We start from the raw sequence: 16,424 nt of genomic DNA, 5'->3' as shown, positions 1-16,424 counted from the left end.
TCATACCTTAGTTTTCATGTTTTTATTCAAATACATCATCCCGAGCAATCCGCCGATCATTCCAAAAATTGTATTGGTAATCAAGTTACTGATTGATGCAATTACCGTATACAATACCGAAAATCCATTCGTCTTAATATCGTCTGCCATTCCCTGAATCATATTCAGAGCGTCTGTCATAACAGGTCCAAGATTCAGGTTTTGCATCATAAGTTTTGTTTGAGGCAATGCTTCCACCAGGTCATTGTTCCTGGAAATGAAAGTAATCAACAAATCAAAAATGGTGTAGAACACTGCGGAAAATATTCCGGTAAAAATTCCAAAATAAAAAGCGTCTTGAGTTTTAGTCGCTTCATCAAGTCTGTTGACTTTTTTGTGAAGTACAAGTGAGAATCCGGCAGCTAATGGAAGTACAAGACAGCATCCGAAGTTTTTTATACCCGGGACGACCATTAAAACAGCAGCTCCAAATCCACAAACAAGTGCCGGTAAATATTTTTTTGATGACATTAACGGTTAATCAGAAAATTTTTAATTTCATTCGAAATATAGATAAATAGGATTGAACCGGAAAACATTCCCGTACCGAAAGCTACCGGTTTGTTGTACGTGTATAATCCGGAGTTGATAAAAATAATGTCTAACAGAACCGGTAATGGAGCTATCCATAAAAAATATTTTTTGTTGAATGTAAACCTGCTGATCATCAATAAAAAGATTGAAGAAATAAATGCTCCCATGTAAATACCCGTACAGCGGCTGCATACAAGCAGGGAAGCATTATGTATGTGCAAAGTCTTATCCGCATTCTGGTGACATACAAGGCTGTAAGGATAATTAATAACCGGGATAATGTAATTTGAAAGTTGTGAGTTGGTGATCAGAACAGGTGATACTATTCCGGTTAACCACAAAAGACAGGCAACTGAAAATGTTAGGTTGAATAATAAATTTTTGGAGAATTTTTGTCCGGCATTATATTTTGCTGAACTCATTTTTCGTATATCAAAATCCGTGTGGGTGTGAGCACATAAAGTTTGTCGTTGAAAATGATTGATGATATTATCTTAAATCCTGATTTTGTTTCTGATAATTGTATTTCCATCAACTTTAGTTCTTTGCTGCTCAATGTACTATAATAAATTTGTTCCCCGGTATTCATAGTAACCCCGAAAAAATTGATTCTTATATTTTTGAATTGCAGTTCTGTCCCGACTCTCGATATCCCATTTCCAAACTGATCATATAATACAATAGAATTTCCATCAACAAAAAACAGAGTATTGGATGGAGATACAGCCATAGAAACCGGCTTGCTTAAGGCAAAATCGCCGTAATCAAAACCGCCAAAATTCTGGATGAAGTTGCCGAACATATCAAATTTTATTATGCGGTTGTTTTCGGAATCAAGTATAAACATGTCACCTTGTGCTGAAGTTACACAAGAGATAGGATAACCAAACTGTTCATTAGAATTTTCATTTTCACGAGTTGATAATGACGAGATGAAGTTAAGATCTTTATCAAATCTCTGTATCCTGTGATTGTTCCTATCACATACATATACAGTCAGTGAAGTTGCAAAGATATCAACCGGATCATCGAATGATCCGTTATCCCATCCAAACCCGCCGGCAAATTTCAGTACAGTACCGGTTGTATCGAGTTTATAAATCTCATCTTTTCCAGAATCAGTCACATAGATATGTCCGGAAGAATTTATGTAGAATGATGAGGCATCTTTAAAACTTCCGATTTCACCTGCAAACTTAAATTGCTGTGACAGAATTGTAGCCGGAAGCAATACTATGTTAAACAACAGGAAAAAGGTTTTCATTTTATACATTATTGAAATGAATCATTTAGTTTCTTTCCTAAATATAAACTGAACTTATGAAAAATAATGCATCAAAATTTTGATATGTGAAATACCTTAATTAATTTTGGTCACTGCCTCATGGTGTAATTGGCAACACGTCAGATTCTGGCTCTGAAGAGTCTAGGTTCGAGCCCTAGTGAGGCAACAAATACATTGGCGCATTCGTCTAGTGGCTTAGGACGCCGCCCTCTCAAGGCGGAGATCACGGGTTCGAATCCCGTATGCGCTACAAGAAGGAAATGAGGATTTCCTTTTTTTGTTTTACTGCATTGGTTGAAGTGCTCTTTAGGGTCAGCATCTATTAATAAAATTGAAAGTTGAGTATAAATTTGAAAAGATTTGATAAACATATTTTTATTTGCGAGAATAAAAGACCCGATGGACATCCCCGGGGCTGTTGTCTTGATAAAGGAAGTTCGGCAGTAAAGGAGAAATTTAAAAACAGGTTGAAAGAACTTGGATTAAACTCAGGGGTTCGTGCAAATACAGCCGGCTGTCTTGATGCCTGTGAATATGGGATAACGGTACTGGTATACCCGGAACAAATATGGTATGGTGGTGTAACTGAAAATGATATTGAAGAAATAATTCAAAGTCACATAGTCAACAATATTCCTGTTGAAAGATTGAAAATTTCAGATCCGAAATTCAATAAAGATGAAAAGTAACATTGAACAAAAAAGAGTTGATAAGATATTTTCGATTCTAAAAAAAGAATACCCGAAAGTTAAACCCGCGCTTGATTACAACAGTCCTTTTCAATTACTCATCGCTACAATACTATCTGCACAATGTACAGATGAGAGAGTGAACATTGTAACTTCAACATTATTTAAGAAGTATAGATCCCCCAGGGATTTTGTGGAGGCATCTTCAACAAATCTTGAGAAAGATATTTTTTCAACCGGATTCTATAAGCAGAAAGCAAAAAGTATCAAATCATGTTGTGCACAATTAATTGAACTTTATGATGGAAAAGTACCCGCAGACTTTGATGCATTAACCCGACTTAGCGGAGTAGGTAGAAAAACTGCATCCGTCGTTGCTGGAAACGCTTTTGGAATCCCTGCGATTGCAGTTGATACCCATGTTAAAAGATTGTCAAATTTATTAGGGTTTGTTGAAAGTGATAATCCCGAGATAATAGAATCGCGTTTGAAGGAGATTTTGCCAGTTGATGACTGGGTTAATTCTTCTCACTGGCTGGCAACGCATGGACGAAAAATATGCATTGCAAGAAGACCAAAATGTTCCGAATGTAAGGTGTCCGATTATTGTCCTTCAAGTAAGATAGATGACTAAAAGGATTTCTATGAGTTCAATGGAAATTAATAGAGATGAATGCCACAAGATTTTAACTGAGTACACAAAGTCAGAAAGTCTGCTGAAGCATGCGTATGCAGTAGAGAGCTGTGTAAGAGCCTACGCTAAGTTATATAACGAAAATATTGAATACTGGGGTAATGCAGCATTGCTGCATGATTTTGATTATGAACTTTTTCCAACTGCGGATGAACATCCATTTAAAGGTTCAGAGATTTTAAAGGAAAAAGGTTTTAGCGAAGACTTCAGGAACGCAATTTTATCTCATGCAGATTACTCAGGTGTACCGAGGGATACTTTATTGTCAAAAGTTTTATTTGCATGCGACGAATTAGCTGGTTTTATAACGGCAGTTACTTATGTCCGACCTTCGAAATCAATTGACGAGGTAGAAACAAAATCTGTTCTTAAAAAAATGAAAGATAAAGCATTTGCCAGAGCAGTTAACCGTGATGATATAATCAATGGTGCATCACAATTGGGTGTTTCGCTTGATGAACATATTAACTTCTGTATAAATGCTTTAAAAGATAACAGGGAAGCACTTGGGTTTTAATCTTTACCTCAAAGTGCTACTAAGGAATTCAATGTTTTTTAATGACTTGACTATTTAGAAATAACATCACTAAATTGGCAACAACTTTTAGGAGATTCTGCAAGCGAAATTTGCTACTTTTATTAATACAAGGTTGAGTTATAGAAGCATTATTTTCCATTCACAACAAATTGGAAAGTATTAATTAAAATGAAAAGCAGATTCTCCATACTGTTCATAATACTGTGTGCTTTCCTCACATATCCTCAGAAAGATATACGGGTGCTCTCCTCAGATTTCAACTCGATCGTAATTCAATATAACCCTGTTTACAGTGATACCTCATCCGTAACCATAAATAATGAATTGTTTAAGAAAATTGAAGTTTTGTTTGGATCAGTACCGAATCCTGAACAACCAGGTTTACCATCCACTCCTGAACGATTGATTAATGTTGGTGTTCCTGGTGAGTTTGGAAACACTATTCAGGTTTTGTCTTCTTCTTATTATGAAATTAATGGTAAGCTGCTTCCTATTCCTTCAATGAAAAGGGAGGGGGGGCAGAATCAGATTTATTTTGAAGTCAATCCGGATTATGCTCTCCATAGTTCGGATGATGAACTTGTCATGTTTGGTGAATATGGTTTGATCAGGGACATTAAAAATCAAAGTCTGCGTATCAAGCCAGTCCATTTCGATGCGTTAAAAAATAAAATCCGTCTCTATGATCAGATTACTTTCAGGATTAACTTTTCTGCATCGCAGGAAATTACCGAACCTATAGTTGATGAACTTTCCAAAGATGCCGTATTAAATTTTTCAGTTGCAAGGAACTGGAGTGCAAAACCATTACGCACAGAAAAAATAACAGTCAATAGTGTTCTGGCAAACGGGAGATGGTTTAGATTCGAAGCACCGGTTGAAGGTATGTATAGGATAACATATGCAATGCTGGCGTCATATGGTATTGAAGCATCATCTGTTGATCCGCGTACTATTAAAATTTATAACAACGGCGGCAAAATGCTGCCTGAAAGTGTGATGCTTGATGTTTCAACTGACCTGGTTGAAAATGCAATCACAGTTATTGGTGAAGAAGATGGAGTCTTTAATCAAAATGATTACATATTATTTTACGGTAGAGGAACTTCATTTTGGGAGTATGATACTCTGCTTGACAAAACGGTAAGACGACATAATGTTTATTCAAAAGAAAATTATTACTGGATCACATCAGGCGGGAATCAAGGAAAGAGAATTCAAAATCAGCCCAGCCTTACCGGCACAGCCGATGTAATACAGACCACAACACAGGCATATGCGTTTCTTGAAGAGGATAAAGTAAATTTTGTGCAGAGCGGCAGGTTTTATTTTGGTGATGAATTTAATCAGACCACGAAGAGCCGCACTTATATGAATACTCTCACTGGTCGTGTCGACGGTACACCGATTAACTACCGTTTCAGGTTTATAAATAATCATACCACATCCCAGCTACTTACGATTGATGAAAGCGGGACTTCAATTTTCAATTCGAGTATTCAAGGCACATCAAGTATAAATGATTGGAATACTTACCTGACTGGTGTGCCACACGAAAACCAAATTGTCTATAATAATAGTCTCGTAGATAACAGAAGTGTTCTTAAATTCACATTCAATGCTAATAGCCTGCTATCCCGTGGATATTTAGACTTTTTTGAGATAAACTTTGAACGTGACCTGGCATCTCATTCAGCACCAATCATTTTCTTTGCGAAAGACACAACCGGAAGCGTGCATTATAAATTATCTGGATTCTCAAACAGCAACATTCATGTTTTTGATATTACAAATTATTCTGAAATAAAATTAATTACCAATCCATTAGTTTGGAGTGGAGGTGACTTTGAGTTCATCAACCAGGAGAATTCGGGTGAAGGAAGAAAATACTTAGCACTACTCTCGGACTATTTTCTTACACCAACCAGCGGAACAGAAATTTCAAATTCAAATTTGCATGGGATTTCCGCGGGGGCACAATTTATCATTATTACACCAACTGTATTTTTAAATGCAGCCAATCGTTTAAAGGACTATAGGGAAAATAATTCTCCAAATAAATTTTCAACATTAGTAGTTGAATTAGATGATATCTATAATGAATTTTCCGGGGGGATGCTGGATATTGCAGGGATCAGGAATTTCTTAAAATATGCGTTTCAGAATTGGCAGATACGTCCAGAATATGTTTTGCTCCTCGGAGATGGAGACTATGATTATAGAAACATTGAAGGGGCAAATAATAACTTTGTTCCCACATACCAAATTTTCTATGAAACCAACTGGTATAGGAACCTTCATCATATATATTCATATGCCAGCGATGACTTTTACGCTCTGATAAATGGAAATGATCCACAGGTTGATTTGGCAACAGGCAGGATAAATGCTCAAACTTTAACAGATGCAAATAATGTTATTGATAAAATAATTGAATATGAGAGTAGCGAAGATCGCACAAATTGGAACAATCTCATCTCATTAATTTCAGATGATGGTTATACTTCCACAACTTATGAAGGGACATTACATACAGCCCCATCGGAATATCTTTCTAGTTTTGTAATACCAAAGTATTTTGATCTGAATAAAATTTATATGGCATCTTATCCGGATGAACTAACTAGTTCCGGGAGAAGAAAACCAGCAGTAAACAAAAAAATTATTGAGACAATTAATCAGGGAACATTGATCCTTAATTATATAGGGCATGGCAGTCCTGATTTGTGGGCTCACGAAGTAGTATTTGATAAAAATGTAACAGTACCACAACTTCAAAATAAAAATTTCTTTTTTCTCACTGCCGCAACCTGTGATTTTGGTTATTACGATATTCCAAACTTTCAAAGTGCGACTGAAATGCTTGTGTTAAAACCCAAAGCGGGTTGTATTGGTGCTGTCACGTCCTCCAGGCTTGTGTTTGCCGGTGAAAATAATGAATTGATGTACAGGCTATTCCAGGATCTACTTAATTCTGATAGAGATTCGTTGCATAGAATAATTCCGGTTGGAAAATCATTCTTTTTAACAAAACAGGTAAGGGTAGCAACTAATGACCGCAAGTATCATCTTTTTGGAGACCCGACACTCAGATTAAGAGTACCTCAGTATTCGGGAAACATTGATTCTATAAACGGAATTGCTCCAACTACTGATATACAGATTAAAGCCCTGAGCCGAGGTACTATCGAAGGTGAAGTTATTAAACCGGATTCAAGCCTTTGGTCTGATTTTAATGGTGAGGGCGTGATGACAATCTACGATTCCGAAAGAAGAATTCGTTTGGCTTCAATTTCTTTTGATGTAAACATTCCCGGCGGTGTAATATTCAGAGGAAGAATTTCAATACAGAACGGAAAGTTTAATAGTGATTTCATTGTGCCAAAAGATATTTCATATGAAAATAAGAACGGAAAAGTTGTAGTCTATTTTTATAATGAAGATACGGACGGGATTATATTCACTGACAATGTAATAATTGGTGGAACTGATTCTACCGTGAACAATGATGGAGAAGGTCCTCAAATCACGATTCATTTTGATGACGAATCTAACAGCAACGCAAATCTGATAACACCTAATTCATCGTTGATCGTGAAGTTGAATGATGAAACCGGATTAAACACCACAGGAACCGGCATTGGTCACAAGCTTGAAGGCATTTTGAATGATGACGAAAGTAATCCGATTGACTTTACAAATTATTTTACCGGCGATCTCGATGCCGGAGGCAGATCAGGTGAAATTAATTATAGGTTCAGCGGACTTGAGAACGGTGAATACAAATTACTCGTAAAAGCCTGGGATGTGTTTAATAATTTTGCTTCTGAGAATGCATACTTCAGCGTAGTAACTTCGGATGATCTTGTAGTCAGAGATATTTACAATTATCCCAACCCATTTGCTGGTAACACAACTTTTACATTTCAGCATAATTTAAATTCAGCGATAGATGTAAAGATCAAGATATATTCTATTGCGGGGAGGCTGATTCATCAGATAGAAAGCCAAAACATTGCCGACAGGTTCGTTGCTATAGACTGGGACGGAAGGGATATGGATGGCGACCTGATCGCTAATGGAACTTATTTATATAAAATCGTAATAACTACATCAGATGGCCAGTATAAGCGTGATGTATTAGGAAAACTGGCAGTAATAAGGTAGGCACAAATGTTGTTGTATTTCGGTAAATTTTCTTTAGTTTTCCACTTCCAGTTTTCGGAAATAATTTTAATCAAGAATAAGAATAACAAGACAGATATTTAATTATCGGAGGTATGTAAAAATGAAAATAGTCATAAGGCTTTTATTTATCAGCCTGATGTTTTTTGGAATGTACAGTACAAACTATGCGCAAGGCGAAGCTGCTGTTCCGTTTCTGCTTCTTGCACCGGACTCACGTGCCGGTGGTATCGGTGAATCAGGCGCCGGTTTGGCTGATAATTCCGCTGCAATATTCTGGAATCCGGCTGGTATAGCCTTTCTAAGTGGTACCGAGGTCAGCATTACTCACAGTAACTGGTTGCCTCAGTTCCAACTCGATTTGTTTTATGATTACCTCTCATACCGCCAGTATTTTGAGGAATTAGATGGAAGTGTTACAGCAAGTATTACCTATATGAACTTCGGTGAATTTGTTCGTACAAGTGCTGATGGTCCTACACCAATAGGAACTTTCAGATCATTTGATGCGGCACTTACATTGGGTTATGCAACAAAGTTACATCCCGATTGGGGCATTGGTTTTAACTTTAGATTAATCCATAGCCGTTTATCAGATCAACCGACTGAGAACGAGCAGGGAAAAGGCGTTGCAACATCTGTAAGTTTTGATGTTGGTGCTATGTGGAGACCGGAGGAATTGGTACTTCCATTAGTTGATGAAGACATTGGCGGTAAATTCAGTCTAGGTATGAATCTCAGTAACCTTGGTCCAAAGATCTATTATATAGATAGGGCACAGGCTGATCCGATTCCAACAAATTTCAGGTTAGGTTTTGCATATAAAATTCTTGATGATGAATATAACTCACTCATTTACACTCTTGATTTCAGTAAACTCCTTGTAAGCAAAACTCCGACAGATACTATTTATTCATCTGTACCCGGAGATACGAGTTTTACTGTAGTTAAAGGTTCATCAAAAGAATTTTATGAAGCACTTTTCACTGCGTGGGGAGATAAACCTATCAGCGAAGAGTTGAGAGATATAGTTACCTCAATGGGACTTGAATACTGGTACGGTAGTCCCGGTGAATTTTTATTCGCATTAAGAACAGGATTTTTCTATGAAGATCCTTCATACGGAAACAGAAAGTTTATGACCTTCGGTGCGGGTATACGCTATGATATTTATGGATTTGATTTCAGTTATATAACTACATCTGTATTTGCAGGCGGAGAAAATCATCCGCTGTCAGATACACTTCGTTTTACAGTTTTAATCGGATGGGGCGCTGTTCCTGAAAGTACGAGAGGACTGCCCAGAGGAATTTAATCCCAGATGCTTAAAAATATTTTTCTATTCCTCACATTGCTTTTATGTTTGGGCAGTTCATCTGCCCAAACTTTTATCGGCAAACTAAATCCTTTCCCGGAAACACAATCATCAGTAGCTGCAGATGATACAATAAAAATTCTTGCTGTGATGGTAAGTTTTCTTGATGATCGTGATGCAGCAACATTCGGGACCGGAAAGTTTGGCAGTATTTATTCTCAGGATTATGGTAGTACCATAATTGATCCGCTTCCGCATGACAAAAACTATTTCCTAAATCACTTACTGTTTGTTAAAAATTATTATTCCAAAATTTCCGGTGGACAGACAGTTATAGATTACACTGTACTTGGTGATACTTTTTCTGTTTCAAAAACGATGAGGAATTATTCACCTGATCCAAATTCAGATAACTTTGCACCCATAGGAGAATTTTCAAAAGAAGTATGGCACCTGGCGGATTCACTTAATCCAGGATTTGATTTCAGTGCTTACGACATATTTTTAATTTTCCACGCGGGAGTTGGAAGAGATATTTCTCTTCCCGGCAGCATAGGTAATGAACGAGATCTGCCATCACTTTATCTAAGTTCCAACGCTTTGAAAGATATCTACGGTGAAAGTTTTGTGGGATTCCCTGTTAGCGGCGGCGCTTACCACATAACAAATTCGATGATAATCCCCGAAACTGAAAGCAGGGAAATCGAAACCATAACCGGAAAATTTTTATTTGAGATTTCAATTAACGGACTCATAGCTGCAAGTGTAGCGAGTCACCTTGGGTTACCGGATTTGTTTGATACAAACACAGGTCTCAGTGCTATCGGCAGATTTGGTTTGATGGATGGTCAGTCAATCTTTGCTTACAATGGTTTGTTCCCGCCTGAACCTTCAGCATGGGAAAAAATATTTCTATCTGAAAAGCTGAACTGGAATATTCCTGTTGCGGAGTTAACTCCGGGTAATTATGATATCATCCTTGTTACAAAAATAGCTGCCGGATTAAACGATACCACAATTCTTAAAGTGCCTCTGAACTCATCGGAATATTATCTGCTTGAGAACAGGAATCGCGATGCAAGAAGTGATGGCTCAACGGTTACTTATGTCAGCCAGGGTAACACCATAACAAGAACATTTTTAAAAGACACAACAGGCTTTTACAGTTTTGATATTGATTCTCTTGAAGGCGTGGTTGTTGATGTGGATGAATTTGATTGGGCTGTACCCGGAAACGGTATAATCATCTGGCATATTGATGAAAATGTGATTGAAGAAAAAATTGCTGAGAACAAAGTAAATACAGATAAGAATAAACGCGGTGTTGATGTTGAAGAAGCAGACGGGGTTCAGGATATCGGCGAAAGATTTTTTACAATTTTTGGTGATGAAGTAATTGGCGAAGGCGAGCCGGAAGATCTTTGGTATGCTTCCAATAGTTCATTTCTCTTTAAGAACAGGTTTGATAAAAGTTCTAATCCGAATACAAAATCAAATTCAGGAGCTAACAGTCTTATTAGTATTTCAGGATTCTCAAACATCGGCAACAGGATGAGTTTTAAAGTTGCGTACGGGGATTCAATTATAAAGCCCGTTTTCAGTATTGAAGTTCCGACTACATCTAAAAAAAATAACTTAAGTAGTTACCAGTCAGGGAGCACAAAAGGATTTTTACTTAAGACAGACTCAACCTTATTGATAATAGATGAACAAGGAAATATTTCCTCTGAACAATTTTCATTTATTTCAGAATTAAAACCTGCTTCTATTACTTATGCTGGTATAACCTTTCAGCCAGTTGACTCTATACTAAGAATGTTAGTAAATGGTGTAGATATTGACAGGTTTAAAATATTGAGTAGCGGGAAAATTACCTGTGACCCGATTATTCCAAATTATGATGCAAGTTCTAGCAATTTCCCTTTTATCGTATTTGGTTCAGAGAATGGGGAAGTGCAGGTTTATTTCTTTGGTGATTTAGGTTTCCCCCCAGAGAAATATTATACAATCGAAGGAGAAGAAAACTATTATATCCATAAGATAGCTGCTAATGATACCATATTTTCTTTCATTTCTTTGCCTGATCCCGATGTGATTTTTATTGATGGTCCTGTTTATATATTTCAGGATAATAGTGGAAACAGGATTCAGTTTAGTAATGAAAAGCCAATTGATCTTGCTATGACAAAGGATAAACAGGGAGATTATATTTCTGTTGTATTAACAAACCAAAATACTTTTTATGTTATAAAAGGTTCTTCGATCATTCATTCTTTCAGGGTGAGTGCGGTTGAAAATATTAATTCATTCATTCTTACCGACTTAAAAAGAAACGGCGAGAACTATATTGTCTTCGCTAACGGAAATAAAATTGAAGCAAGAAATTTATCAGGCTCACTTGCGGATAATTTTCCCTTTGAAGATCCGCTTAATATAGGATTTGAAGGAACACCTCTTTCTGCAGACTTTGATAACGATAACAATGCTGAAATAATTGCGTTTACAAAAGACGGCAGAATTTTTGCATTTGACGGCGGAACAGGCAATGTTATAAACGGATTTCCACTCTCAACCGGAGCTGAATTAATTTCAACACCGGTTCTTTACCGGGATGGTGATAAAATTTCCATCGCTGCATTAGACGCAAGAAATAATTTTACAGCATGGAACATCAGCCCTGCGGCAGGAACTCTATACTGGAGTGAAAAGAACGGCAACAGTTATAACTCAGCTTTTGTTGATGCGGCTGAATCACAGAATTTTGTTAATACATTTTTCCCGAAAGAGAAAGCATATAATTATCCCAACCCGGTTTATGAAAATGAAACTCAGATAAGATACTACGTCTCTGAGGATTCAAAAATAAATATCAAGATTTTTGATCTTGCCGGTGACTTTGTCGCTGAATTAAATGATGATGCCAGAGGAGGATTCGATAATGAAACAACCTGGAATGTTTCAGGAATTCAGAGTGGTGTGTACCTTGCAAGAATTGAGGCAAGTCCGGTGAGCGGTAAATCTGAATCAAATATTATTAAGATTGCGGTTGTTAAATAACCGCAATCATTTTTCAGGGGAAGTGTTAGACTCTCATAAAAATATTCTTAAACGAAAATATCATAATGCTTAAACGAATATTTATTCTCTCGATCTTTTTTATTTCCTGTTCAAAAATCTATCCGCAGTTCACAGATTTTCATCCTGAACTGAACTGGTTTACCATAAAAGGCGAATACGTTGATGTTCATTATCACGAGGGAGCTGAAAGAACTGCAAGAGTCGTATGTAAAATAGCCGATGAAGTGTGGGAACCAATTACATCGCTTTATCAGTATGAACCGGAGAGAACACATTACATTATAAAAGATATTGATGATTACTCAAACGGCGCGACATATTTTTTTGATAACAAAATTGAAATATGGACAAGCGCATTAGACTTCGATCTGAGAGGTACTCATAACTGGCTGCGGAATGTTATATCACACGAGTTTACTCACCTGGTGCAGATACAGGCTTCGATGAAGGCTACAAGAACTTTACCCGCTGTATTTCTTCAGATGCTGAATTATGAGGATGAGAGAAGACCCGATATACTTTATGGCTTTCCTAATTTTATTGTTTCATATCCGCTTGCGACCATAAATATGCCTGCCTGGTTTGCTGAAGGAACTGCGCAGTATATGCGAAAAGAATTTAATTACGATAACTGGGATTCTCATCGTGATATGATCCTGAGATCATACGTACTAGATAACAATATGCTGACATGGAACCAGATGGGTGTGTTTGAAAAAACAAGTCTTGGTAATGAATCGGTTTATAATTCCGGTTTTGCACTTACCCGGTACATTGCACAAAAATATGGTGAGGATAAATTAAGACGCGTAAGCAATGCTCTGGGCAGTACATTTAATTTTACTTTTGATGCTGCATTCGAAGATGTTATAGGAAAATCAGGTAGCGAACTTTATGAAGAGTGGAAAGAATATCTAACAAAAGATTATAATGAACGAATAAAAAATGTTCGCGATAATTTAGTTACCGGAGATTTAATTGCTGAAACAGGTTTTGGAAATTTTTATCCGGTTTTTTCATCAGACGGCAAAAAAATAATTTATATATCTAACAAGAACTCAGACTACTTTTCTCCCGCATCAGTTTATCTTTATGATATTGAGAGTAAAACAGAAAAAGAAATTGTCAGCGGCGTAAGATCAACTATTAGTTTTATGCCGGGTGAGAAAAAAATTCTTTTTGCTAAAATTACAGATGATAACCCGAACTGGTATAATATTCACGATTTATATATTTATGATATTGAAGAAGATGATGAGATAAGACTGACCAATAATTTAAGGGCAAACCAGCCGTCCATTTCGAATGATGGAAAGAATATCGTATTCCTGTTTCAAAAAGACGGGACAACTAATATCGGCACAGTAGATTCCGAAGGAAAAAACTTTAAGCAGCTTACTTTCTTCAATAATGGTGAACAGGTTTACAACCCAAAATTTTCCCCCGATGATTCATATATAGTATTCGATTACTCATATCACCACACAAGAGATATAGTCGCAGTAAATATCGATGGATCAAATTACCGCAACATAATCGCAACCGAAAATGATGAACGCAATCCTGTCTTTCATATTAACGGCAACCTGGTTTACGCATCAGATGAAACGGGAATTTATAATATATACTCACTCAATCTTATGACCGGTGAAAGAAGACAATTTACAAATGTAACAGGCGGCGCTTTTATGCCGTGCGTTAATGCAAATGGAGATATAGTTTATTCCGGTTATACTTCAGGCGGATATAAAATTTTTCATCTGCCGGTTGAAAAACAGGATGAAGTAAAAAGTGGAATGAGTTATGTCCGATCATCTAATCCTCCGTTAAATGAGGATCAGCCTTATGGTGACATCACTTCCTTCAATATTGAAAGACTCAAAGAATTTAATGATTATGAAACTCCTGATTATGAAGAATCAAAATATTCCGGAGCTTTTTCTAAACTGACGTTCTATCCATTCCTGCGTTATGACAATTACAATACATCAAATAAGTTTTTCGAAAAGCTGAAACCCGGACTTTATGTATCATCAAGTGATATGTTAAACAGGTACGCGCTGTTTGCAGGCGCCTCAATAAACTCTCGTCTTGAAAGAGACCTGTTCCTTATTTTTGATTACAAAAATAAACTGCCCTTGTTTTTTGATATTGGTCTGAAACCCGAGTTGTCACTTGAGTTGTATAATATCAGCAGGAAGGCTAATGTAGATATATTGTTCGGAGCTGACTCAACCACTAACCCCCCGACTTACGATCTTGAAATACCGACTAATGTAACTTACAATCTTTTTGAAGTAGATCTTGTTGCTCGTCATCGTATATTCAATAGAGCAATGAATCTTGAATTCAGATTTATTTTTTCACGTTACTCAGCAGCATTAGGCAGCTTTTTTATACCGAATGTAGGATTGTACCCAACCACAGATGATACATATCTGGTGGGGAGAAATCTTCAGGTTAAATATACTTTTGATGCAATAGCTCCTGACCGTGACAGTGATATTAATCCTGTCGGTGCTTCTGTTGATCTGACTTATAATTATGAATTCAACAAGTTTAATGATAACGGGGAATACGAGGTTAACGATGCAGGTGCTTTAGTGCCGCAGTACAACAACTTCAACTTTCATAAACTCGAATTGAATTCTAAACTTCATTTTCCATTGTGGGCGAGTCACACTTTAACAGCACAGATAAGAGCCGCATCAATTCTTGGTCCTGTTATGCCTGACTTTTTTGATTTTTATCTCGGCGGCTTAATAGGAATGAAAGCATACCCGTTTTATGCAGTCAGCGGAAATGAACTTGGCTGGTTAAACCTTACCTACCGTATGCCTCTGTTCAGAAATATTGACAGCAGGGTCGGACATATTTATATCGATAAAGTTTTTCTTTCGGTTTATGGTGATATAGGTAATGCCTGGAACGGAAAAATTCCTGAGCTCGATACATTTAAAAAAGGTGCCGGAGCCGAACTTAGAGTTGCTATGAACTCATATTATTTATTCCCGACCAACTTATTTGTTAATGCCTCTTACGGTTTTGATAAAGTTGAACGAACCGTACGAAATGAAACTATAACCTACGGCAAAGAATGGCGATTTTACGGCGGTATTCTTTTCGGGTTCGATTTTTAATCTTTTGTTCAAAAAGTATTTTTCTCAGAAGGATCTTTTATGAAAAAGTTAACAGCAATATTAACAATAGCAATTATCCTGTTGAGTACTACTCAATTTTCTTTTGCACAGGATAGAGACGAAAAAATTTTACTGAGCGGCAACCTGTTCTCTGATTCTAAATTACTGTTAAGCACTGATGATATGAATAATTCGTCAATCCAATTAGTTCAGGCAAATAAAAAATCTCCATTTCTTGCCGGACTTCTTTCATTCGCAGTTCCCGGTGCCGGTGAATTTTATGCAGAGAGTTACCTGAAAGCAGGCATCTTCCTCGCAATTGAAGCTGCAGTCATAACAACAGCGATTATATATGACAATAAGGGCGATGATCAAACTGCAAGCTTTGAAAAATTTGCTAATGAAAACTGGAGTGTGAGAAGGTACGCTGAATGGACTCTCAATAATCTTTCTAACCTGAATGGAAGTTTAAATGCTTCCGATTACAATGTGTTAAATCAAAACGGCACAGTTAACTGGGTGGAGCTGAATCGCCTTGAACGCGACATTGGTTCCGGTTACTCACATTCACTGGCGCCTTATGGTGATCAGCAGTATTACGAGATGATTGGGAAGTATCCTCAATTCAGTCATGGTTGGAGTGATGCAAACCAGGCAGACACGGATTACCACATACTTTCTCCTTACTATCTTTATTACTCCGGAGAAAGAGGGAAAGCAAATGATTTTTATAATGTAGCATCAAAAGCAGTGATAGGAATTTACGTCAATCATTTCCTGAGCATACTTGATGCCGTTTGGACAACTGCAAATTACAATAAAGATTTGAGTGTGAAATTCAGATTGGAACAGAATAACCTTGTAAGAGAAATTGATTTTATTCCTACAATGCACGTGAGTTATAGTTTTTAGATTTTCTTGGTGTTC

11 protein-coding genes and 2 tRNA genes are annotated in these 16,424 nt (G+C 36.9%); 10 read left to right on the top strand and 3 right to left on the bottom strand.

The genetic code is table 11. The features are described 5' to 3' along the window. The 3 genes from IPM56_10085 to IPM56_10075 are packed head-to-tail and all read right to left on the bottom strand — an operon-like array spanning position 1 to position 1,837. Positions 1–510, bottom strand: coding sequence for a hypothetical protein (locus IPM56_10085; protein ID QQS34615.1), 510 nt, complete (start codon positions 508–510; stop codon positions 1–3). Continuing rightward, positions 510–995, bottom strand: a complete 486-nt coding sequence (locus IPM56_10080) for a DUF2085 domain-containing protein (protein ID QQS34614.1) — start codon at positions 993–995, stop codon at positions 510–512. Before IPM56_10080 ends, IPM56_10085 begins: the two co-directional genes overlap by 1 nt. Then, positions 992–1,837: an NHL repeat-containing protein gene (locus IPM56_10075; protein QQS34613.1), complete on the bottom strand. Its 846-nt coding sequence runs from the start codon at positions 1,835–1,837 to the stop codon at positions 992–994. The genes IPM56_10080 and IPM56_10075 overlap by 4 nt, the downstream gene beginning before the upstream one ends. Before the next feature lie 114 nt (positions 1,838–1,951). On the opposite strand from IPM56_10075, the gene IPM56_10070 reads away from it, so the two are divergent. The 10 genes from IPM56_10070 (at position 1,952) to IPM56_10025 (ending at position 16,409) form a co-directional block, all read left to right on the top strand. Beyond that, a tRNA-Gln gene (locus IPM56_10070) sits at positions 1,952–2,024 on the top strand. Between the two features lie 10 nt (positions 2,025–2,034). After that, positions 2,035–2,108: transfer RNA gene (locus IPM56_10065), tRNA-Glu, on the top strand. 100 nt (positions 2,109–2,208) lie between these two features. Then, a complete protein-coding gene (locus IPM56_10060; GenBank protein ID QQS34612.1) occupies positions 2,209–2,547 on the top strand; it encodes a (2Fe-2S) ferredoxin domain-containing protein in 339 nt (112 codons plus the stop codon). Further along, entirely contained in the window at positions 2,537–3,181 is a 645-nt protein-coding gene (nth, locus tag IPM56_10055) for an endonuclease III (GenBank protein ID QQS34611.1), read from the top strand. Before IPM56_10060 ends, nth begins: the two co-directional genes overlap by 11 nt. Positions 3,182–3,200: 19 nt before the next feature. Further along, positions 3,201–3,758, top strand: coding sequence for an HDIG domain-containing protein (locus IPM56_10050; protein QQS34610.1), 558 nt, complete (start codon positions 3,201–3,203; stop codon positions 3,756–3,758). 261 nt (positions 3,759–4,019) lie between these two features. Further along, on the top strand, positions 4,020–7,946 hold the full coding sequence (porU, locus tag IPM56_10045; GenBank protein ID QQS34609.1) for a type IX secretion system sortase PorU: 3,927 nt from the start codon (positions 4,020–4,022) through the stop codon (positions 7,944–7,946). 121 nt (positions 7,947–8,067) lie between these two features. After that, on the top strand, positions 8,068–9,279 hold the full coding sequence (gene porV / locus IPM56_10040; GenBank protein QQS34608.1) for a type IX secretion system outer membrane channel protein PorV: 1,212 nt from the start codon (positions 8,068–8,070) through the stop codon (positions 9,277–9,279). Positions 9,280–9,285: 6 nt separating this feature from the next. Next, positions 9,286–12,336, top strand: a complete 3,051-nt coding sequence (locus IPM56_10035; GenBank protein ID QQS34607.1) for a T9SS type A sorting domain-containing protein — start codon at positions 9,286–9,288, stop codon at positions 12,334–12,336. A gap of 65 nt (positions 12,337–12,401) precedes the next feature. After that, on the top strand, positions 12,402–15,497 hold the full coding sequence (locus IPM56_10030) for a PD40 domain-containing protein (protein ID QQS34606.1): 3,096 nt from the start codon (positions 12,402–12,404) through the stop codon (positions 15,495–15,497). A 39-nt stretch (positions 15,498–15,536) separates the two neighbouring features. Then, positions 15,537–16,409, top strand: coding sequence for a hypothetical protein (locus tag IPM56_10025; GenBank protein ID QQS34605.1), 873 nt, complete (start codon positions 15,537–15,539; stop codon positions 16,407–16,409). Positions 16,410–16,424: the final 15 nt, after the last annotated feature.

It is taken from the genome of Ignavibacteriales bacterium (assembly GCA_016700155.1).
In the GTDB taxonomy this organism is placed as follows: domain Bacteria; phylum Bacteroidota; class Ignavibacteria; order Ignavibacteriales; family Ignavibacteriaceae.
Note: the sequence above shows the minus strand (reverse complement) of the source record. Positions and strands in the feature narration are given on the sequence as shown.

What these genes read in the sequence shown, in the direction of transcription:
- IPM56_10085 (QQS34615.1), bottom strand. Translation starts at nt 510, where the DNA reads ATGTCATCAAAAAAATATTTACCGGCACTTGTTTGTGGATTTGGAGCT.
- IPM56_10080 (QQS34614.1), bottom strand. Translation starts at nt 995, where the DNA reads ATGAGTTCAGCAAAATATAATGCCGGACAAAAATTCTCCAAAAATTTA.
- IPM56_10075 (QQS34613.1), bottom strand. Translation starts at nt 1,837, where the DNA reads ATGAAAACCTTTTTCCTGTTGTTTAACATAGTATTGCTTCCGGCTACA.
- nth (QQS34611.1), top strand. Translation starts at nt 2,537, where the DNA reads ATGAAAAGTAACATTGAACAAAAAAGAGTTGATAAGATATTTTCGATT.
- IPM56_10050 (QQS34610.1), top strand. Translation starts at nt 3,201, where the DNA reads ATGGAAATTAATAGAGATGAATGCCACAAGATTTTAACTGAGTACACA.
- porV (QQS34608.1), top strand. Translation starts at nt 8,068, where the DNA reads ATGAAAATAGTCATAAGGCTTTTATTTATCAGCCTGATGTTTTTTGGA.
- IPM56_10035 (QQS34607.1), top strand. Translation starts at nt 9,286, where the DNA reads ATGCTTAAAAATATTTTTCTATTCCTCACATTGCTTTTATGTTTGGGC.
- IPM56_10030 (QQS34606.1), top strand. Translation starts at nt 12,402, where the DNA reads ATGCTTAAACGAATATTTATTCTCTCGATCTTTTTTATTTCCTGTTCA.
- IPM56_10025 (QQS34605.1), top strand. Translation starts at nt 15,537, where the DNA reads ATGAAAAAGTTAACAGCAATATTAACAATAGCAATTATCCTGTTGAGT.